At 44.1% G+C, this 20,547-nt stretch carries 19 protein-coding genes; 16 read left to right on the forward strand and 3 right to left on the reverse strand.

Annotation, left to right across the window (positions count from 1 at the left end; genetic code table 11):
• Window positions 1–345: 345 nt before the first annotated feature.
• A complete protein-coding gene (locus tag MH117_RS20065; RefSeq protein ID WP_239331717.1) occupies window positions 346–915 on the reverse strand; it encodes a stalk domain-containing protein in 570 nt (189 codons plus the stop codon).
• 683 nt (window positions 916–1,598) lie between these two features.
• Between MH117_RS20065 and MH117_RS20070 the strand changes: the two genes are divergently transcribed.
• The 5 genes from MH117_RS20070 to MH117_RS20090 all read left to right on the forward strand — a co-directional run bounded on the left by MH117_RS20070 (window position 1,599) and on the right by MH117_RS20090 (window position 6,348).
• Entirely contained in the window at window positions 1,599–2,534 is a 936-nt protein-coding gene (locus tag MH117_RS20070) for a polyprenyl synthetase family protein (RefSeq protein ID WP_239331719.1), read from the forward strand.
• 48 nt (window positions 2,535–2,582) lie between these two features.
• On the forward strand, window positions 2,583–2,756 hold the full coding sequence (locus MH117_RS20075; RefSeq protein WP_239331721.1) for a hypothetical protein: 174 nt from the start codon (window positions 2,583–2,585) through the stop codon (window positions 2,754–2,756).
• Window positions 2,757–2,881: 125 nt separating this feature from the next.
• Entirely contained in the window at window positions 2,882–5,155 is a 2,274-nt protein-coding gene (locus MH117_RS20080; RefSeq protein WP_239331723.1) for a sensor histidine kinase, read from the forward strand.
• The gene (locus tag MH117_RS20085; RefSeq protein ID WP_343224476.1) at window positions 5,112–5,783 is read left to right on the forward strand and encodes a response regulator; all 672 of its coding nucleotides are present in this window, start codon (window positions 5,112–5,114) and stop codon (window positions 5,781–5,783) included. Before MH117_RS20080 ends, MH117_RS20085 begins: the two co-directional genes overlap by 44 nt.
• Before the next feature lie 163 nt (window positions 5,784–5,946).
• Entirely contained in the window at window positions 5,947–6,348 is a 402-nt protein-coding gene (locus tag MH117_RS20090) for an O-methyltransferase (RefSeq protein ID WP_239331725.1), read from the forward strand.
• A 357-nt stretch (window positions 6,349–6,705) separates the two neighbouring features.
• On the opposite strand, the gene MH117_RS20095 is transcribed toward MH117_RS20090, so the two are convergent.
• Window positions 6,706–7,026 carry a MazG nucleotide pyrophosphohydrolase domain-containing protein gene (locus MH117_RS20095; RefSeq protein WP_239331924.1) on the reverse strand — a complete coding sequence of 107 codons (321 nt, stop codon included), beginning with the start codon at window positions 7,024–7,026 and terminating at the stop codon, window positions 6,706–6,708.
• A 111-nt stretch (window positions 7,027–7,137) separates the two neighbouring features.
• On the opposite strand from MH117_RS20095, the gene MH117_RS20100 reads away from it, so the two are divergent.
• The 6 genes from MH117_RS20100 to thpR all read left to right on the forward strand — a co-directional run bounded on the left by MH117_RS20100 (window position 7,138) and on the right by thpR (window position 13,058).
• A complete protein-coding gene (locus MH117_RS20100) occupies window positions 7,138–7,722 on the forward strand; it encodes an LOG family protein (protein ID WP_239331728.1) in 585 nt (194 codons plus the stop codon).
• A gap of 354 nt (window positions 7,723–8,076) precedes the next feature.
• Complete coding sequence (locus MH117_RS20105) at window positions 8,077–9,126, forward strand: glycosyltransferase family 2 protein (RefSeq protein WP_239331730.1); 1,050 nt, start codon at window positions 8,077–8,079, stop codon at window positions 9,124–9,126.
• Window positions 9,123–9,584 carry a GtrA family protein gene (locus MH117_RS20110; protein ID WP_239331732.1) on the forward strand — a complete coding sequence of 154 codons (462 nt, stop codon included), beginning with the start codon at window positions 9,123–9,125 and terminating at the stop codon, window positions 9,582–9,584. Before MH117_RS20105 ends, MH117_RS20110 begins: the two co-directional genes overlap by 4 nt.
• Before the next feature lie 29 nt (window positions 9,585–9,613).
• Window positions 9,614–11,026: a glycan biosynthesis hexose transferase WsfD gene (gene wsfD / locus MH117_RS20115; protein ID WP_239331734.1), complete on the forward strand. Its 1,413-nt coding sequence runs from the start codon at window positions 9,614–9,616 to the stop codon at window positions 11,024–11,026.
• Window positions 11,027–11,153: 127 nt separating this feature from the next.
• Entirely contained in the window at window positions 11,154–12,395 is a 1,242-nt protein-coding gene (locus tag MH117_RS20120) for an anaerobic sulfatase maturase (RefSeq protein ID WP_239331736.1), read from the forward strand.
• A 57-nt stretch (window positions 12,396–12,452) separates the two neighbouring features.
• The gene (thpR, locus tag MH117_RS20125; protein ID WP_239331738.1) at window positions 12,453–13,058 is read left to right on the forward strand and encodes an RNA 2',3'-cyclic phosphodiesterase; all 606 of its coding nucleotides are present in this window, start codon (window positions 12,453–12,455) and stop codon (window positions 13,056–13,058) included.
• Window positions 13,059–13,317: 259 nt separating this feature from the next.
• On the opposite strand, the gene MH117_RS20130 is transcribed toward thpR, so the two are convergent.
• A complete protein-coding gene (locus MH117_RS20130; protein WP_239331740.1) occupies window positions 13,318–13,968 on the reverse strand; it encodes a hypothetical protein in 651 nt (216 codons plus the stop codon).
• A gap of 315 nt (window positions 13,969–14,283) precedes the next feature.
• Here MH117_RS20130 and MH117_RS20135 point away from each other — a divergent pair, with 315 nt between their 5' ends.
• The 5 genes from MH117_RS20135 (at window position 14,284) to MH117_RS20155 (ending at window position 20,528) form a co-directional block, all read left to right on the forward strand.
• Window positions 14,284–14,856, forward strand: coding sequence for a hypothetical protein (locus MH117_RS20135; RefSeq protein WP_239331742.1), 573 nt, complete (start codon window positions 14,284–14,286; stop codon window positions 14,854–14,856).
• A gap of 34 nt (window positions 14,857–14,890) precedes the next feature.
• Window positions 14,891–15,343 (forward strand): MarR family winged helix-turn-helix transcriptional regulator, encoded by a 453-nt coding sequence (locus MH117_RS20140; RefSeq protein WP_239331744.1) that lies wholly within the window; start codon window positions 14,891–14,893, stop codon window positions 15,341–15,343.
• A 355-nt stretch (window positions 15,344–15,698) separates the two neighbouring features.
• On the forward strand, window positions 15,699–17,414 hold the full coding sequence (locus tag MH117_RS20145; protein WP_239331746.1) for an amylo-alpha-1,6-glucosidase: 1,716 nt from the start codon (window positions 15,699–15,701) through the stop codon (window positions 17,412–17,414).
• A 158-nt stretch (window positions 17,415–17,572) separates the two neighbouring features.
• Complete coding sequence (locus MH117_RS20150) at window positions 17,573–19,303, forward strand: sensor histidine kinase (RefSeq protein WP_239331748.1); 1,731 nt, start codon at window positions 17,573–17,575, stop codon at window positions 19,301–19,303.
• Window positions 19,290–20,528 (forward strand): response regulator transcription factor, encoded by a 1,239-nt coding sequence (locus MH117_RS20155; RefSeq protein ID WP_239331750.1) that lies wholly within the window; start codon window positions 19,290–19,292, stop codon window positions 20,526–20,528. The genes MH117_RS20150 and MH117_RS20155 overlap by 14 nt, the downstream gene beginning before the upstream one ends.
• Window positions 20,529–20,547 lie beyond the last annotated feature (19 nt).

Raw genomic sequence — 20,547 nt, forward strand, 5'->3', positions numbered from 1 at the left:
AACAACTATTGTATCATTAGCAGGTAGCAGAGAGGGATACTTTGTAGTTCCTATAGTCTGCTGCCTTTTTTGTGCTGTTAATGAACCATACGTAAATTATGTATGGGCCCTATTAGATACTATAAAATGAACATAGTCCGGAGTATTGAGCATTATTCTCTTCTGCACTTAAATTATGTATTAAGAGAGCATAATAGCAAGGGAGAGAGCGTGCCGAATAACGCTAGATTGAATCATTGCAATGACATACTGCTGCGAATTTTTGTATGAAACAGCATGTCTAGTAAAGCATTGGTAAGCAGAATTAATCAAAAAGCTGACTCCCGTCAGAATGATTGCTTCAGGCTATTTGATCATTGATTGTAAATCAACAATAGTTAGCGCGCCTGTACGCTGGACGTTTATGTTTAGATCAAATACCTTTGACATATCGCGAACAGGTACGTACAAGGTCCCTTTTCTTACAAATGGGCCGTGATATTTCTTTTCATCCAATGTGCAATTGTCCGTTCCTGGCTTACAAATGTATGTAGGTCCAGATATCTTCGTATCATAAGGACTATCCTCTTGTCCGAGCGGACGAGTTTGTATCCAGTAACCACGCTCAAGGTTGCCCCATACCCTAACGGCTTTGTTATTATGTTGTGTCTCATAGTTGTGATAGACATATTCTTCATGAAATTGAGAGAAGTTCACGTTCAAACCAAGCGCATGAGTCAGAAACTTAAAGGGGACGTAAGTTCTTCCGTCTTTTAAGTACACTTCAGCGTCTCTAGCCACTTTTCCCTCGAACTTGATGACGTAATTGGACTGGACGTCTTCAGCTGTTGCCATCTGTCCATTAACACTCATAACTATAACCAAAGAACAGAATAGAGCTATCCAAGCGAGAGAGGGTATTCTTTTAACCCCCACAGTCTTACCTCCTAAAGAACATTGGTGGAAATCGGACGAAATCATGTACACACTATATAGACTCTTGCTAACTATAAAATATTTCAATATCACTATGATTATTGGGTTGAAAAATCTCACTGTTAGATTCTAAAGAGTTTATAAAAACTATTTTCATTTTCTGTTTTTACTATATGCTTAAGATAATATTGGGAGAAACTGCATTCATTCGTTTATACACAAAAAGAAAGTATCTGCGGATGTGATCTCACTGCGGATATTCATCCCATTATTAATGAAAACCAATTGGTGTATCGCTACTTGATGTATCAGATACATCTTCATTCATGGAGCAGCGATAGCGAAGGAATACACCATAATAATGATGAATGATATCTAACTTTGTTAATAGCGCTGCTTATTTGGTTTTTTTATGGATGCTATATAGGATAATGTTACAGCTGTGATAAAACTAGGATCATACATTTTGTGATGTAAGATAGGGGACTTGAGTACGATGATAATTTAGTTATCGTGATGTTGCACAGCAATCGACATATTTCGACTTTATTTTAAGGCTAAATGAAGATCTCAGGCAGTAAAATGAGGATTTCTTTTCATTATGAACTCCTTCATGGTTGCCTGTTTTTTCTTTTATAGTTATTATTATCAGTAGTAGTAAAGTATCAATTTGGAGGTGGGGCATGGAAGTTGAGTTAGTGAGAATTAAAGAGGAATTGCTCGCATTAATCGACGAATATTTTCAAGATTCGCTACGGGAATATGCGCGTACTTTCTTGGATGACAAGCTGGAGGAAGGCACTCATTTTGGCTTGTTAACCGTATTCCACTATCGCATGTTCGGAGGAGAAGGAGAGCTTATCTATAAGGCTGCGGCTGCTATTGAACTGTTTGTGTTGAGCTGTGACATGTTTGATGATATTCAGGATCAGGACGCGCCGTCTAAGCCATGGATGCAGATTCCTCAACCCCTTGCTATTAATGTAGCATTAGGCTTTATGGTTTTAGGGCATCAGTGTATAGGAAATAGTTCATTAGACCATGAGCGGATACGTATTGTAACTGATCAAGTAGATCGACTGCTTCTTAAGTCAATTAATGGCCAGATGATGGATTTGCAAAATGATGTGGCTGATTCTGATGGTTACACGAACATGATCACCATGAAGTCTGCATCCATATTAGTAATGGCCTGTATGGCAGGAGTTCTCCTTGCTACTGGGGCATGGAATGAAACTGTTGCTAATTACGCTACCGAAATGGGTCTGGGGGCACAGCTATACAATGATTACCGTAATATGCTTCGTTGGCATGAGTCCAGTGATATCATATCCGGTAGACGTACGCTGCCGATCTTATTAATGTCGGAAGAGCTTGAGAAGGCACGGCTTGTGTCAAGCGAAGGATCTAATCCGTTAGCCCTATATTTAAGCGAACATGAGAATACGGAAGAGATTGTTGCGCTGCTGGACCAATCTGGTGTAGGGAAATACATACAAGTACTGTTGAAATTGAATTACTATCAGTGTCTGGAATATTTCGACTCGTTATCACCAACACCGTTATTACGCCAGCAATTTATAGATTCCTTTGTCCAACAGACTGAATTAGTTTATTGAACGTATTGTTAGCACACATTAAGCTTATATCATAGGAGGATTTTAAAAATGATTAAAGATATAATTAAAGAATTGATGAATGATATCTCTAAAAGAGAAATGTTTTTACAAGGGAAATTGAATTTCGCAGGTGTAACACCTGTTCAACAACAAGTTATCATGGAGTCTTTTAGCCCAAAGAAAAATTCTCCAAAAGATAAGGTTTTTCTTAAATGGCAATAAAGAGGTGACTTGAAATTCGATTTAAAAAGTGGCAGGACATCATATTTGTGATTTGTTTACTCCTATTAATAATTCAAATCGTTTCTGCATCTATGAAGTGCGCTCAGATTGGATTAACGGTCTCTATGAACAATGAGGGGCAATATATCGCAACGGATATAAATCCTTACGATAGAGCAGACGAAAATGGAATTAAGCGAGGAGACATATTACTACAAGTCGATGGAGATCCACCTGCAAATAATATGTTTGTTCGAAAGTTTGGCTTGGTTGAACAAGTAGATACGTTAATGATTCGTAAGCTGAATGGCACAGTACAGACAATAACAATTGATCACGATTGGCTTACTAATATACGGTCAGGTCCACTATTTTTTCAGATCATCATGCCCAGCCTTGTACTGATTGTTTTCCTCTTGATGGCCAGTATTGTGTATGTAAAGCGAGGGGATGATAAGGCCGCAAGGCTGCTAATCCTATTTTTTGTATCATTAGGCATGATGTATTTTAGTGTAACAGCTTCAACAAGACTTGATCATATTGGACGTATAGTAATGTCTTTGCTCCCTGTAAGCTTCTGTATTTTTATGTACTTCATGAATGCATACTTATGTCGGTATAGAGTTAAATTTATAAATAATGTGATATTAAACTCTTTGACGCTTATTGTATTAACACAATGTATAATACGAGCATTGTATCAATTTGATATTATTCGTTCGAATATAAACATAATGTTAAATTACTTATATTTGGGTTCTATCACAGTTGTTTATGGAATTTGCTTATACCGACTTGTTACTTTATTTGTGCAGTATCGATTTACTAAGCTTAATCCGTTATTCAAATTTATGCTTGCTGCACATATGATGGCGTTCATACCATTTGTCACGATGAATGTACTACCATTAATTCTATTGAATTTGCAATTTCTTCCTTCTATGTTCACTACGTTATTTGTGTTGGTTCTTCCATTAAGTTATATGTACTTAATAACATCAAATCGTTTGTTTGATATCGATTTTATTTTGACACGTTTTAAATATTACACTTCACTAGCTATTATTCCGTCACTTGTTGTTCTATTTTTTTTAGGCTTAGTTTACAATATTAATTATGATCACACATGGATACAGTGGTTCCAAATCTTTGTTGTGATCCACATTGGGTTTACTCTTTTCTTGTATCTTAAAGAGCAAATCGATTATAAATTTAGACCCAAGCTCTTTAAACAGATGTATAGCTACCAAGATAGTTTGGATCGATTTTCTAGATCAATGGCCCGTGTAATGAAAAAGGAAGATCTTGTCCGCGCCATTGAGCAAGAAGTGACCTCCATGCTGCCGTTATGCAGCTTTCAATTTCTTACAGTGAATGGTGAACAGCGTATCGTCAACCCAGACCCTTTTAATGATGTAGATCATGACATTGCAAAGTATCTACTAGCAAATGTGGAATCTCTTCAAGTAGCAGAGGTCATCACGATGCCACAGGGTGTCGCATTAATAGTAGGGCAACGCAAAGAAGAGATTCATGTCATCTGGATTGGCAACAAGAGTAATCGCACCTTATTTAATGTAGACGAACTGCGCTGGCTCAAAACAATTGCTAATTACACAAGTATTGTGTACGAGAACCTGCATTTTCTTGATAACTTTATGGAGCAGTTGGAAGATGAAATGCGTCAAACGCAGTCTTCTACCTCACCTTGGCTGCTGCGGCTGTTGTTCTTGCTATCAGAGAATGAACGACGTCGCCTTGGTTCGGATCTGCACGATTCCGCGCTTCAAGACCAGTTGATCTGGTACCGGAGGCTGGAAACCTTTATGGCCGACAACAAGATCCCTAAGCACATGCAAAATGAGCTGTTTCTGATTAAGGAAGGGCTGCTTGACGTTATACATCAGATTCGTGAGACGTGTAACGAACTCAGACCACCTTTGTTAACTGAGCTGGGTGTAGTAGAAGCGGTTGAGTTTTTAACAGATCATTTGCAGCTTCAGGTGAACTTTGCGGTTGTTCTTCAGGCCAAGCCTGTAACGGCAACTTTAAGCGAAGAACAGATCACTGCGGTATATCGGATTATGCAAGAACTGCTGCGCAATACGGAGAAGCATGCGAAGGCCAATAAAGTGGTTATCGACATTGAAGAGGATGATACCCACATTTACCTAGCCTATAAAGATGATGGTATCGGCATGAATTTGGACAACTTACAATCGTCATTCAGCCATATGGGATTGTCAGGGATTCGTGAACGTGTGATTAGTCTGGAAGGTGAGATTGAGTTTCATGCGGAAGAGGGCCATGGGTTCGCAGTAAGCATGAAGATTCCGATTAAATTGTCAAAACGACGTGAAGAAAGGGACGATATACGTGATTCGTATCTTATTGGTTGATGATCATCCTTCTGTAGGAGAAGGTACGAAGACCATGTTAGAGCAGGACCCGAACTTAAACGTAACATTTGTGCTGTCTGCAGTTGAGGCGCTGGAAGCGGTAAAGCACGAGGAGTTTGACATTTTTCTGTGTGATCTGAATATGCCTACAATAAGTGGCATGGAATTAACGAAACGGTTAATACAGGAGGACCCGGATCGTCGGGTCCTTATTTATACGGGGTATGAGATCAATACTCATTTCAACTTGCTTGTTGAAACGGGCGTGTCCGGCTTCATCTCAAAAACGGCGCCACGCGACCAGCTTCATAATGCCATTTATTGTGCAATGCATGGCGAGGCTATGATTCCTGTAACGCTGTTGAGGCAGCTACGCAGAAGTGAGGTTAAGATTCAGAAGGGCGAGAAATCAATCGAAGAAGCCTCCATTACGGAACGAGAACAACAGATTTTGCAGGGCGTAGCGGATGGGATGAGCAACAAGAACATTGCGCTTATGTTGATGATGAGTCAACGTACAGTGGAGTACAATCTAACCCGCATCTTTGAGAAGTTAGGTGTTAGTTCGAGATCAGAAGCCATTGTAGAAGCAAAACGATTAGGTCTGGTTCGAATGGAGTCCTTTTAAACGAGATTCATCACGGTAGGCCCTTGTATTCAGATTCTTTCTTATACCTAAGCACTAATTAATATATGAATATATGTTGATTAATAGCATATATCCCCTTATAATGGGCATGTAGAACTATGTTCTTGCATATATATGGGTATTTTTTGAGAGGAGGAATTAGATGTCAAGGGCTTATGAGATGAGTTTGGCTAGGCAGCTAAGTTATGTATTTGAGGAGTTGGAACCGGAACTTCTAGGCCTGACTGGGGGCACCTTAGTCGTTTGTATCCGTAATGATTCCATAGGTAAGTTCGGCATTAGACATGATGCTATGGAAAGCCATGACGGTGTTATTGTTCCGCTCCGCAAAGGACTGCAGAAAAGTCATGTTACCTCATTCCGCCTCATGGCGATGGAAGCATTGAAGCGCAAGAAGAACTGGACACACGGTGAGATCGTATTTGACTTTACAATTAAGCAGGATACGCTGCTCGTGAGTACTTGGTTCGAGTCCAATTATAACATGTCCAATTTGTTAGAGAAGTTCCCTTATTCAGATCCACATCAAGCTTCCCGTCGTTAATCCTCTTACATCATGCTTACCTAACATCCTTTATTCGGATCGTCCCATAACTTATATTGTTATCCGTACCCTGTATGATGCTGGAGCTGCAGCACAAAGGATGTTCAAGGTAAAAGACTATCCTGTTTGCTACAATTCGTCACATTTATAGCTGTACATACCGTTTGAAAACAAGAGCGTTGGGCCGACAAGGTCCAGCGCTTTATTTAATAATGTTGAGATCATAAGAGAACCAAGTAACACTTTAATCAGACTCAAACCCACACTGGACATACGAAGCGTGGGTTGTATAGTTTGACAACGCGAGATTTATAAGAGACCGCCGATAACCCTTATGTTCAAAGCTTGATCATGGCCCTATATGGAGCCGAATCGGTTTATTAATTTGTCCTGATGGGCTTGCATCATACGATCCATAGAAATATCATATCGCTTCGCTAACACGAGCAGATTTGCCAGTACATCACCAAGTTCTTCAACCAGTTCCTGATGCAGCATGCTGTCGCTTGGAACAGCCTCATCTGGCCGATCACGACCGATCTCCATTGCACGTACTGCTCTGGCAACTTCGCCTACTTCTTCCATGAGGAATCCGACACGGATAAAGGAGTCATAATCAGACCATTGGCGAGAGGCGTAGAATTGATGTACCCATTGTTCAAAAGATTGAATATCCATTTTTGTGTGTTCTGTCATATGTAAGCTTCCTTTCTATGCCATTAAGGCTTATACTTCTTATAGCTTATATGGAGCTGCAACAAAGAACAAGTAATAGGAGTGTTAACAGAGATGAAGAGTATTTGTGTGTACGCTGGCTCTAACTTGGGCAATCGGCCCGAGTATGCGGAACAGGCACGCCAATTGGGTGTGGAACTGGCTAAACGGGGGATTCGGCTTATCTATGGAGGTTCCAAAGTGGGACTGATGGGGGAAGTCGCAAACAGCGTATTGGCGCATGGCGGTAAAGTGACAGGTGTGATGCCAACGGGCTTATTTAAGGGAGAAATGATGCATACAGACCTTACTGAGCTGGTCGAGGTTAAAGATATGCATGAGCGTAAAGCAACGATGATCCGGCTGGCGGATGGCTTTATTGCGATGCCAGGCGGTTTCGGTACGCTTGAAGAATGGTTTGAAGTGATGAGCTGGTCCCAGCTTGGTATTCATGAAAGGCCAGTTGGGTTATTAAATGTCGCGGATTTTTATACTCCATTGCTGAGAATGATTGATCATTCAATTGAAGCTGGATTTGCTCTTCATACACATCGAAGCTTGGTTATTGCAGAACCGACAGCGATAGAGCTGCTGGAACAGATGGAAGCATTTAAGCGTCCTGTATTCGGGAATAAGTGGAAACAGCTTGATGAAGCTTGATGTTTACATAAATGTATACAGATAGAGGACTGTATCCCAGTGAATGCAGTCCTCTTTAGTGATGTAGAGGTAGTGACGAAGTGTCACGTATTTCCCGATATCAGCAGATTATAGCGCTGTTCATCTTATAGATGAGGCTTCACTTATAATTAAAATGTACCGAAAGAGACAAGTTTATTGTGTTCAAACAGGCCGAGCAGGATGGCCAAATGCGATCTTAAGCTAAAAAAATGTTAAAAAAAAGACGTATCGCTTTTACTTTTTTTAGAAACGTGTTGTTATAGAATAGAGAAAGTTAGGAGTATAAAGGAATAGATACATAAGTAATTAACGGATTGTGGAAAGGAGTCGTATATGGTTCAGTCAGAAATGTCATTTTACAACAGCAGTCAGTCATCTACTTACAAACAACAGCCTATCTTGTATATTGTAGTACCTTGTTATAATGAAGAAGAGGTATTCACCTTAACCGTCGAGCATCTAACTGAGGTGATGACGTCGATGGTGCAGGAGCAGCTAGTTTCCAGGGAGAGCCGTTTAATGTTTGTGGATGACGGTAGTCGAGATACGACATGGTTGCAGATTGCGGCGGCACGTAGGGAGAATCCTTGGGTGACCGGATTAAAGCTTGCTCGAAACGCGGGGCACCAGAAGGCATTGTTAGCGGGCTTGATGTACGCGAAGGAATTTGCGGATTGTGTGGTATCGATGGATGCTGACCTTCAGGATGACACGGGAGTTGTGCGCGACTTTGTACTCCGATATCGTGAAGGTTATGATGTGGTGTATGGGGTGAGAAGAAGTCGCGAAACAGATACATGGTTCAAACGTTGGAGCGCAGAGAAATTCTACAAATTAATGCAGCGGATGGGAGTTAACACAGTATACAACCACGCCGATTATCGTCTGATGAGCAAACGTGCATTGGAGCACTTGGCTGAGTATAAGGAAGTAAACGTATTTCTGAGAGGGATCGTTCCCTTAATCGGCTTCCGTACGACAGTTGTTGAATATGATCGTCATGAAAGGGCCGCTGGAGAATCCAAGTATCCTTTAAAGAAGATGCTCTCATTTGCTTGGGAAGGTATTACTTCATTTAGTGTGAAGCCGATGCGAATTGTAACGATGATCGGATTTTTAAGCTTGGGAGCCAGTTTGCTTGCGGCTATATATGCGCTTATGTCCAAAATCATGGGCATGACCGTCTCTGGTTGGACTTCCCTTATGGTATCCGTCTGGTTTATAGGAAGCATTCAACTGTTGGCCCTGGGGGTAATTGGTGAATACATAGGCAAGATATATAACGAGGTTAAGCATCGTCCGCTCTATGTTATAGATGAAGTCCTCCACGAGCAACCGAGCGCCGCAGCTGCACCTTGGAAGGAAGCAGGTTGGAAGGAATGATTCAATTTATCAAATACGCTTTGGTTGGCGTTGCTAATACGGTGATCGGGCTTGGGACGATTGCTTTGCTGCTGCATGCGCTTCATTGGCCCCATCTATGGGCGACCTTTGTCGGCAACAGCGTAGGCGTGATGTTTAGCTACGTGATGAATCGCAACTACACGTTTCAACACCGAGGGAAAACATCAACAAGTATGCTATTGTTTTTTGGCGTGAGCTTTCTTAGCTATGTGCTAGCCTATCTGGCGATGCACAATTGGATTACACAGGCTGTTAACGCTGTACAGCCCCAATTAAGTATGGCCGCCAAGGTGAATGTCGTCATATTAATTGAAGCATGTATCTATACGGGGGCTTCTTTCCTGCTGCATCGCTACATTACCTTTGCTCCGGCTCGATCCAAGAACGTGGAGGGCATGTTGCCGGCAGGAGTCAGTGAGGAGTCCAAAGGAGATTAAACAAAGAGAAATTAATAGGAGAGATCATGTTGAACAAAGATCGAGTAATGACTGCCGTTATCGTAGTTATCGGGGCAGCGCTTTTGATTGGTCTGTTGTTTGTGCCGCCATTTATCGGCATTGCGGACAATGGCGACTACCCGAGAATTATGTCCAGCGGGGGCATATCTGTACTGAATGATACGTTTACTTATGAGGATAAATACTTTGGATACGCACATAGTCAATATGAATATGCTCCTTTTGGAATTGGCTATGCTTCTTCTCAAGTATTGTTTGTATTTATCGCGGGTCTGTTGGGGAGATTGTGGGACAGCAATCTGTTCACAATGCATGCTATGGGAGTCGTGTACAGTGTCTTAATGTTGCTTACCCTTGGCTTTATGATCTACGTGTTAGGCAAAGGACGCTTATGGCTGCAAATTACACTGGGTGTACTAATGTTGTTTATCTTTTTTGATATTGGATATGTTGCTTATTTTCAGTCCTTGTTTGGTGAGCCGGTATCCCTCATCTTCCTCTTATTGTCGGCATCATTAGCCATCGCGCTTGCAGCGCAGGAGAAGCCATCCTCTGTGCTGGCGGTGCTGCTGTTTGTATGTGCTTGGATATTGGCGATGTCGAAGATCCAGAATGCACCTGTAGGTCTTGCTTTTGCAGCTTATGGATTTCGCCTTTACCGCCGAAGAAGCGACGTGCAGTGGAAGAGAATTCTGATTGCAGGTTCGTCCATTATGGTGCTGTCTACTGTTTTGATGTACGTATTCGCACCCGGAGAACTGAAGCAGATTAATTTATATCAAACGATCTTCTTTGGCATTCTTAAAGATTCACCACATGTAAAAGAAGACTTGAAGTCGCTTGGTATACCAGAGAAATACGAGGTGCTGGCTGGTACGAACTATTTCCAGACAGATGTGGCGATCAAACAGGACGCACCTGAATTAACGGAGGATGTCTATTCCAAGCTGGGGCATTTTGATGTCGTTCGATATTATGCCACGCACCCTTCGCGTATTATAGACAAGCTGGAGGCTGCCGCAGCTAATGCGACTTTTATTAGGCCTTATTATTTGGGAAATTACGTGAAAGAAGAGGGGAAATCCCGCGGCGAAGTCACTTATACGTATAGTACGTGGAGCGAAGGTAAGAAACGCCTCGTTCCAGAGTCTCTTTTGTTCTTTGTAGCTTTTTATGTATTATACATCGGTGTTATTGTTTGGGAATGGATTCGTAAGCGCTACTCGCGCGGAATATTAGAAGTGCTGCTGCTTATAGCTGGTATTGGTCTCTTGGCCGCTGCCATTCCGCTGGTAGGGGATGGCGAGGCGGATATTGGTAAGCACTTATTCTTGTTTAATGTCGTATTTGACATGATGGTTGTAGTATCAGCCGTCTGGATCGTAGCGATTATTCGAGGATTGTGGCACCGTATTCGGTAGATAAGTCCTTGTTTCTAACCAATCGTAGCTCTCATTGTGAAAATGCTCCTAGTCTTGGCTGTTGTCCCGCTATATTCTGATACATAGAAGCATGGCTTGCAGGATATCGGGAAGAGGAGTGATGGCGATGGACGTGAGGGCTGCCTATCGGCGTAAATCACCAACAAGTATAATGTGGAAAACCGTTGCAGGAGACTGTAACTTGGCATGTGATTATTGCTACTACAGTACTTGTGGCGGTAAACCACAAAGCGAGATCAGACGTATAGAAGACAAACTGCTGGAGCGCGTCATCCGCCAGATGATGCACGAATGTGAAGGAAGCGTATCATTTGCTTGGCAGGGCGGGGAGCCTTTGTTAGCGGGGCTGTCGTTCTTTCAGCGTGTCGTTCAGCTTCAAGCATTATATGCGCTGCCCAATACTACGATTAGTAATGCTGTGCAAACGAACGGCACCCTAATTGATGAGCATTGGGCGGCCTTTTTTCGTCGTTATTCTGTTTTGGTTGGTGTTAGCTTGGACGGTCCGGAAGAGATTCATGATAAACGAAGACGAACAGGTTCAGACAGGGGATCTTATAGACGAGTAATGGCAGGAGTTTCTGCGCTGAAGCAGGCAGAAGTGGACTTCAACATCCTGACAGTCATCCATGAAGATAATGTGGGTCAAGCAGCGATGCTGATGGATTGGCTGGAGGAGAATGAGTTTCGACATGTACAGTTTATTCCTTGTATGAATTTTAGCGCACAGGATGTAGATGCAAAGGGACAGTATCGCATTACTCCGCAGCAATATGGGCAGTTTTTGTGTGAAGCTTTTGATCGTTGGTATAACGATGGAAGGCCTGGCCTATCCGTACGGATGTTCGATAACTGGCTGCAGAAGCTGATTGGCAGCGAGCCGGAACTTTGTATTCATCAGCAGGAATGTCCTTCTGTACTAGTTCTGGAACAGAACGGGGATGCCTATCCGTGTGACTTTTTTATTCATGAGCGCTACCGGCTAGGCAATTGCAACGAGGATACACTTGTACAACTATTGGAAGAGCAGCGGTGGTCTATGTTCCGTTCGCTTCAACTAAGGATGTCGTCTCCGTGTATGACATGTAGATACCTGCATTATTGTGGAGGTGGATGTCCACGCAATCGTACTGATTTCTTGGATGTAAACGACGGGGGAGTACAAGGCAGGGATCAAGTCGACTATTTTTGTGAGAGCTATCGTATGCTGTATGCATATGGGGAAGAACGGATGCGTAAGCTAGCCTATGAATGGATGTTCCAACAAGGCATAGCGCTACCAGGCCGCAATGAACGATGCATATGCGGCAGCGGTCGCAAAGCAAAGAAATGTTGCAGCACCAGATGATATGGATAAACATTTTCCGGGAAATAATGTCGAACTTATCGATGAGGAGCGAATAAAGTGGAACAACAATGGCGTGTGTTTATCGCTATCCCTCTGCCAGAAGAAGTGAAAAAGTGGATTCAGGTCAGAATGAACAGCTTTGTCATTCCGACAAACCAGCTATTTAAACGGATAACGGATCCGCGTGACTATCATATAACGGTACAGTTTCTCGGAGATGTGGAAATATCACGCATAGCAGAAATTGAAGCCCGAATGCAGCTGGCAGTCCAAAGACTGTCTCCCTTTTGGCTGCAGTTGTCGGAATGGGATACGTTTGGGCGTAGAGATGCGCCTAAGGTGCTATGGTATGGTACACAGGGTAACTTACAGGTCTTAACAGAGCTTCATCATCATGTGACCGCACAGATGCATATGAGTGGCTTCTTACCTGAAGACAGAGCATACCATCCACATATTACGACAGCTCGTCAATATAGGGGTGAAGGTGAATTTGATCTGATCGGTATGGAGCGAGTAATTACGGGTGGCGGACATGATGAAGATCTGGTGTTGACCCTATCGCGTCCCGAGTGGCAGGTAGACCGAATTGTGTTGTACCGAACCCGTATGGGACAGCGACCGATGTATGAGGTTGTGGCAGAAGCTCTGCTAGCGCCATAGCGTGAAGTTTATTTGTTGAGATCAAAACAGGTTGGCAGGCTTCGTCCCTAACGGGCGGAGCTTTTTCTATACCTTGATAGAGTTTCGATTGGGGAAGTGCAGAGGAAGTACAGATGAGTGTAGATGGCGTTCGCGGGGATAGTATAATATAAATAATCCAAATTTCAATGTATAGTATGCAACCCAGTATATGTTAACGTTAAATGAAGCAGACCCTTCCTTTTGTGAAAGAAGGGCCTGCTTCATCGCTGCTATTGTGCTACCATTTCATCCATAAGTCGCCATTCCAAGTGCTAATTTTTGCCCATCGTTTTCCGTTTCCATCAAATTCTACGTATTTCACCGTCACCTTTTGTGACTGCAGGGTGGCTGTTTTTTTACCATTTGGCTTGTTGAACAACGCTGTTGCCTTATTTAACTGCACACTTTTAAACGCTTGGTCTGGTGCTATTACCCAGGAATTTTCTTTCCACGTTTTCACTTGATACCAAGTGAACCCATTTTTATCTGTTTTTTGCGAAATAACGTGCAAAGTCTGTTTGGACAACGTTCCGAGACGAGCACCATTCGTGCCTTTGTAGAATACGGTACCGTTGCCGACCTCAACTAATTTTAGCTGCGGAAGGGATGCTGGGTCTTTAATCCATGCTATACCTTTCCAAGTATTGATTTTGTACCAGGTCACGTTGTTGCCGTCTTTGCTTGCTTCCAGTACACCGATCTGCTGCGGGTTAATGCTTCCTAGCTTTTTTCCACCTGGAGTCGAATAAAATGGAGTGGCCTGCTTTAGTTCGATTGCATCTGTCTGTTTGATGACTGTACCCGTTGAATCTGAGGCGGCTGCGAGCGCAGCTCCAGAGAATGTACTGAACGCCAATGTTAGTGCCAGAACTGACAAAATTCTCTTCATGGTTGTTATATCTCCTCTCATGGTTATACAATTGGTAGGTTCGATTAATTATATTAATCCTCATCGTAAAAAGTTGCGGTCTTTCGAGGATTAAAACAGTAAAAGTGTGGCAGCGACACCTACTTTTATCTAACCGCTGTCTGTGTGAATGAATCAGGAATGGAAAATTTAAGATGAATGAAGAAGCGTCAGGACATACAGTCTCAAGCAGCTAATTGGAGCGATACAGCTTGTCATACGCACTTTTTAGCCTGGTTTTGGACCTGTTAGAAACCGTATCTGTAACTGAACGCTAACGGAAAGGATGGATGGAAAATGAAATCTTTCATGAAATGGTTGAAACGTATCTTCTTTGGTATCGTTATACTTATTGTGATCGTTGCAGCAGCGCTATACTTTTATATAAAGCCAAATGAAAATTTGGGCTGGGCATCGCCTGTACAGGTAACCTTGACAGAGCGCATCGATCAGATGATTCGTCAGCATGCGCCAGAGATTGCAATCAGTGAGGCGGAACTGAACGGATATGCTGCGGAATGGATTAGGAAGGAGCTCCAGACGAGCCCAATCCTAACGAAATGGAAACCTACAGGGATGCATATTGAATTGCATCAAGATCAATTGCTCATTAAGGCAGAAATAGAGCCATGGCAAGGTATTCGAGCATTAGTCCGGATACCAATGGACTTATCCTGGAATGTATCCGAGCAGATCATTCAAGCTGTGCCAACAGGGGGATATGTGAAGGATATTCCGATACCGCAAGGCTGGATGGAATTAAAACCGATTCAGATACAGGCCGGAGCTTGGCTGCATGAGTTCGTAAAAGTGAAACAAATTCACTTTGAAGAAGGAAAGTGGCGAATACGCCTAGGGTTGAAGCTGTAATAACGTCCAGCAGGATGGAATGGAGTGAATCAAATTGCCGAATAAGAAAGAACTGCATCAGTTACAAATGAATTTCCGTACAATGGTTCGGGGGATGTATAAAGTATGGAATGAACAAATGGATCATGGTATTAATCCAACCCAGTTTAGTGTGCTGGAGCAATTGGACCGACATGAATCTATGAAAGTAACGGATCTGGCGAAGTCATTGCGGCTTACACCAGGAGCAGTGACGGGCATAACGGACAAATTGATAGAGCTTCAGTTGGTGACACGCCGTCGCGATGAGATGGACCGCCGTACGGTGCATGTGGAGTTGACTGAGGAAGGGCGAAAGACGATCACAGAAACGATCGTCCACCGTGGGGAAATGTTTGAGCGTTTCTTCCAGAATGTACATGATGAACAACTGCACGCTTTTCTTGATGTATGTAAGCAGGTTATTTATAACTTAGAGGATATTGCAAAGGAAGAGGGCGGAAAATAGGCAAGTGAAGTACGTTGTTGTATTTTCTGATTACCAAACAACCGTTGTAGGCTGATAACACAGCTGCAACGGTTGTTTGCGTTAAGAAAAATACGATATAGGCAATGGAACAAACAAATAGACGAATAGGGCCAAACAGATGATCCACTTGCAGTTTTTATTGTGGAAGCGCTTACGTAATGATCTAACAAGCAGGAACACTTTTCCCTACAGTTGTACAACTGCACTTGGATAAGAGCGGCCTATAATGAACGTAGAGCGTGGATAGCAGAATAATCATTTGCACAAGACATCCCTTGGCATCGGGAACATTTTGTTGTTCTTTAATGGGGATAAAGCAAAGGGGAGAATACGCATGCCATTATCATTTGATATCCATACAGTTCCATTTAGTCGCTATGGTTCGTTTCTAACTGTCTCGTATTTGAAAGCAGCAGGTTCACGTCCTGAGGGGGTGTATTTACGTACGGTTAGAGGGGGAGACCTGACGGCTGGAGCGGCATTCCGAATCGAGCTGCTAGAGAATCAAAGTCCTGTTGTTTATCAGGTTCAGGCCACGCCAACACGCCTACGGCTGAAAAGTGCAAGGGGCTATGCAGATCTATGCATATGTAGTGCGGCTGCGGTGAGATGGAAGTCACATGGAGTAGGCGTACGCTTAACGTTAGAAGGTGGCGATTATGATTACGCGATGCAGTTGGCAGATAATCGGTGGGAAATTAACAGCTTCTTAAATGAAGTGCGGTTTATGGCAAATCGCCTGCAAGGCACTTTATCGGTTGATGCACCTTGGAATCGTACGCGATGCACACATGTTGCACTTCAATTTGAGCCAGACGATGACGGTTGTGCCGAATTTACGATTGAAGAATACCGCACAGTATGGCAGGAATTATCTCACTCCACTACCTTTGAGCAGGATGTTGAGCAGGTTGATGCGGAGTTCCAACAATGGCTTACCGGAACTTTGCAAACAGGGGACCCTGCGTTGAGTAAGGGACGTGAATTGGCTGCTTATATCACTTGGTCTTGTATCGTACCTAAAGGGGGATATCTGACACGATCAGCTATGTATATGTCTAAAAATTGGATGACCAATATATGGAGTTGGGATCATTGCTTTAATGCGATGGCACTTATTCGTTCAAATCCTGAACTAGCTTGGGATCAGTATATGATTTTCTTTGACCGACAAGATGAGAGCGGGCTGCTGCCTGATTTTATGAACGATAAATATGCGCTATGGAACTGTAATAAACCGCCGATCCACGGCTGGACGCTGCTTTGGATGATGGAGCGCAGCGATTGGATCGGCGAGCGTCAGCTCCTTGAAGTATACGAGCCGCTATCGCGTTGGACAAGGTGGTGGTTCAATTACCGCGATGATGATCGTGATGGTGTACCGCAATACAATCACGGCAATGATAGCGGCTGGGACAACAGTACGATTTTCCATGAGCGAGGTGCGGTAGAAAGTCCGGATTTGTGCGCATATTTAGTGCTGCAGTGCGAGGTGCTTATGAGAATTGCGGAGCGTATTGGCAGACCACATGACGGAACAGCATGGCGTAATCTAAGGGAGCGTACCTTAGCGCTTATGCTGGAGCACTTCTGGCATAACGGCGAGATGCGGGCGCTGCGTTCTGGCAGTCATGAGCCGCTGGGGGGAGATAGTCTGCTTGTCTACCTGCCGATTATACTAGCAGACAGACTTCCGACAGATGTGAAGGAATGGCTGGTAAACGGCTTGGCGGATAGCAGCAAATTTCTTGCTCCACACGGGTTTGCCACGGAAAGCCTTAGTAGTGAGGCTTATGAGTCTGACGGTTATTGGCGCGGTCCTATATGGGCACCTGTTATGATGCTGCTAGTTGACGGCTTGGTCCGCGCTGGCGAACGTGGTTTGGCACAAACAGCTGCCGATCGCTTCTGTCGTATGGCGGAGAAGAGCGGCATGGCTGAGAACTTTAATGCGATGACTGGTGAGGGGCTGCGTGACCGCGCATTTACATGGACGTCGAGCGTATATTTAATGCTTGCCCATGAATACATTACGGAAGCCTCGAGTTAAACCTGACCTTATGCGGCTGTATCAATTAAGGCCAATTAGCGTGTTCCTGCTGCCTGGGAACACGCTTTTTTGTTACAATTTTATATAGATTGCAGATAACGATTATGATAAACTTCATTTACTTCCGTTAGCGTGAGCCTCATAAGGAGAGGATAAGGATGCTTCGTCTGAATAGAACTTCGTTTGTCAGTCGACTGGCTGCGCCGCGCCGAAGCCTTCGTTTTAAGCTTGTTCTGTCGTTCCTTGCGGCCGCACTTGTGCCGTTAATATCGCTTGGCCTGTTATCATACGTGAAGTCGACGGAACTGCTTGACGAGCAGCTTGGCAAATACGGGCATAACGCAGTTACCCAGCTCCAATACCAATTGGATGCCGAATTAAGTCAATTGGAGATGACTGCGGGGTATGTGCACACGTTCTTACTGGACCCAACACGGGTCGTGATCGGTCAACAAGTGCCGCATACTTATGCGGAACTGCAAGAACAGCGCAACTTGGAAGATTTTTTGAAAGCGCTTAAAACGTTGAAATACCAAGGTATTTATATTGTGCTCCCCTCAGGCTATTACTTTGGCGAAAGCCTTATAAATACTAGTGAACTAGCGGATCAGAAATGGTGGCGTACGCTGCCGGAAAGCTATGCGGGCAAGTACTGGGCTGGCTTTTATACGTCAAGCCATTATATAAGCAGTACGGATCAGCATACGCGGCTGCTTGGTCTGGTAATTCCGATTCGCAACCAGCAAGGGCTGCTTCACAATAGTCGTATTCTCATTGAAATGAAAGCGGATAAGCTATTTGAACTGTTTCACCTGTTCGAAAAGGATACACAAGCCGCATTGACGATTCGGAGCCAAGCGGGACAGGTCATTTATCAATCCGAACACCAATATGAACCGAGTCCGACTGATGTTGTCTGGACAAGAGGGCTTACAATGAACGATTGGCAAATAGAATCGAGGCTGCCTTACGATCAATTCTATCAATCGTCAAATGTGATTCGTTCTTTTACAATCATCGGCTTGGTGGTCGCAGGGTTGGTGGCTCTGCTTCTGGGTTACTTCTTTTCCTCACTCGTAACGGGCAGAATCAAGCGTCTCAAAGAGTCGATGCATCTGGCGGGCACCGGTCGGCTGCACACGCGGGTGCCTGAACAGGAGCAGGATGAACTTGGCGTACTGGCGCACAGCTTTAATCGTATGGTCGCCCAGATTCAGACGCTCGTGGAAGAGATCGGAAGGACGGAGCAGCAGAAGAAAGAAGCTGAGCTGCGAGCGTTTCACTACCAGATTAACCCGCATTTATTGTTTAATACGCTGAATACGATTCAATGGAAGGCCCGCCTGCAAGGGAACGAGGAGATTCGCAGAATGCTCTTTCATTTGACAAAGCTGCTGGAGGGGAATCTGGATATTTCACAAGAGCTGGTCACGTTAGAGCAGGAGCTTACGATTATCGATCATTTTCTCCACATTCAACGAGCTCGCTACGAGCATGAGTTTGGTTACGAGGAGCGAGTGGATAAGCAGCTGCTGCATTACATGCTGCCAAGAATGAGTTTGCAGCCGCTGTTTGAAAATATATTTTTCCATGGATTTGAGGACGGTCAGGGTCTGATTACACTTGTTTTGAAAGAAGAGGGGAAAGAATTAGTGCTGATCTTGCAGGATGATGGCAAGGGTATCGGCGAATCTACACTTTTGCGGTTAAAGGAGAGGGCTGGAGAGCAAGCGGATGGCAGAGGGCTTGGGGTTGCTAATGTGGATCAAAGGTTTAAGCTGCATTTTGGTCCTGCTTATGGCTTAACGATTGAATCTGTTGCAGGTTCAGGAACAACCATTATCATTAGGTGGCCAAAGAGAGTGGGGGATAAGCATGACAGTGAATGATCCGATTAGGGTTCTGTTAGTTGACGATGAAAGCATTGTACGCCGGGGCTTGAAGGCTACGATAGATTGGGCACGTTACAATATGCAGGTCGTGGCTGACGCACCAAACGGACAGAAGGGTTGGGAAGCTTTTCTGGAATTCAAGCCAGAAGTCATTATTACGGATATTGTAATGCCTGAGATGGATGGGATTGAGCTGGCCAGAAGAGTGAAGCGGCAATGTCCAAATGCTAAAGTGCTGCTGCTTAGCTGTCATCGCGACTTCGAATATGCGCAGCAAGGAATTGCAATCGGGGCGTCAGGGTACTTGCTAAAGACCTCATTTGAGGACGAGGAACTTGATTTCTTTTTGAGCAAATTCAAAGACGAATTGTCTGCGGCGATGAAAGCCGTGGAGGTCATGCCGCACGATGACCGTGATCGCTGGGATGCCTCATTCTACGCTTGGCTGTGCGGTTTCCGCAACGAGTTCCGAAGCGAGCTGTTGTCCCGATGGAATGAGCATTGGTCATGGATGAATGAACCCCATGAAGTCTATTTAGCCAAGCTGTTTCCCTCTGGCGGCAGTGCCGAACTGGGACGGGATCAGGCCAGCAGTAACCCTGCTAGCCAGGCTCATCTGCTGTGGGAGGAAGTAGCGGGTCAATTCAAGCAGGAATACAAACAGGACGGATTTCTGGAAATGGTGCCGTGCGGAGCTGACCGCTGCTTTTATATGGTCAGCCAAAAAGAAGGGCAGAAGCTGGAACATGTATTAAAGGAATGGAAGCACCGCAACGCAGACTTCTATTGGAGTCGGAGCGCCCCGATACAGGGGATGGAAGCGTGGCTTCAAACTGTGACGATGCTGCACCAGGAGGCGGAGTTGGAGAAGCGGTTTGAGCTGCGTACGTATTCCTGGCCGGAGACAATCACATTGGCGGTTCGCCTGACGGCTGACAATCTCCGTGAACCATGGAGTGTGAGCGATCTCGCACACCGTGTGGGCTTGAGCAGAAGTCATTTCAGTACCTTATTTAAGAAAGTGACAGGGGAGAATTATGTATCATTTTTATATCGTATGCGCTTAAAAACGGCAAAGAATCTGCTTTCAAACACACCTATGACGTTGCAGGAGGTGGCTGAGCAGATCGGTATGGTAGACGGCAAATACTTAAGCAAATGGTTCAAGCGCTGCTGTGGCATGACGCCTACACAATTTAGAAACGGACAAAAAGCAGAATAATACCTATCAATTTAGAAGT

Source organism: Paenibacillus sp. ACRRX, from assembly GCF_022346885.1.
Classification (GTDB): Bacteria; Bacillota; Bacilli; order Paenibacillales; family Paenibacillaceae; genus Paenibacillus_B.

Excerpts from the sequence above, each read along its gene's own strand:
- MH117_RS20070 (WP_239331719.1), top strand. The coding sequence starts at position 1,599 with ATGGAAGTTGAGTTAGTGAGAATTAAAGAGGAATTGCTCGCATTAATC.
- MH117_RS20075 (WP_239331721.1), top strand. The coding sequence starts at position 2,583 with ATGATTAAAGATATAATTAAAGAATTGATGAATGATATCTCTAAAAGA.
- MH117_RS20080 (WP_239331723.1), top strand. The coding sequence starts at position 2,882 with ATGAACAATGAGGGGCAATATATCGCAACGGATATAAATCCTTACGAT.
- MH117_RS20090 (WP_239331725.1), top strand. The coding sequence starts at position 5,947 with ATGTCAAGGGCTTATGAGATGAGTTTGGCTAGGCAGCTAAGTTATGTA.
- MH117_RS20095 (WP_239331924.1), bottom strand. The coding sequence starts at position 7,026 with ATGGATATTCAATCTTTTGAACAATGGGTACATCAATTCTACGCCTCT.
- MH117_RS20100 (WP_239331728.1), top strand. The coding sequence starts at position 7,138 with ATGAAGAGTATTTGTGTGTACGCTGGCTCTAACTTGGGCAATCGGCCC.
- MH117_RS20105 (WP_239331730.1), top strand. The coding sequence starts at position 8,077 with ATGGTTCAGTCAGAAATGTCATTTTACAACAGCAGTCAGTCATCTACT.
- MH117_RS20110 (WP_239331732.1), top strand. The coding sequence starts at position 9,123 with ATGATTCAATTTATCAAATACGCTTTGGTTGGCGTTGCTAATACGGTG.
- MH117_RS20120 (WP_239331736.1), top strand. The coding sequence starts at position 11,154 with ATGGACGTGAGGGCTGCCTATCGGCGTAAATCACCAACAAGTATAATG.
- MH117_RS20130 (WP_239331740.1), bottom strand. The coding sequence starts at position 13,968 with ATGAAGAGAATTTTGTCAGTTCTGGCACTAACATTGGCGTTCAGTACA.
- MH117_RS20135 (WP_239331742.1), top strand. The coding sequence starts at position 14,284 with ATGAAATCTTTCATGAAATGGTTGAAACGTATCTTCTTTGGTATCGTT.
- MH117_RS20145 (WP_239331746.1), top strand. The coding sequence starts at position 15,699 with ATGCCATTATCATTTGATATCCATACAGTTCCATTTAGTCGCTATGGT.
- MH117_RS20150 (WP_239331748.1), top strand. The coding sequence starts at position 17,573 with ATGCTTCGTCTGAATAGAACTTCGTTTGTCAGTCGACTGGCTGCGCCG.
- MH117_RS20155 (WP_239331750.1), top strand. The coding sequence starts at position 19,290 with ATGACAGTGAATGATCCGATTAGGGTTCTGTTAGTTGACGATGAAAGC.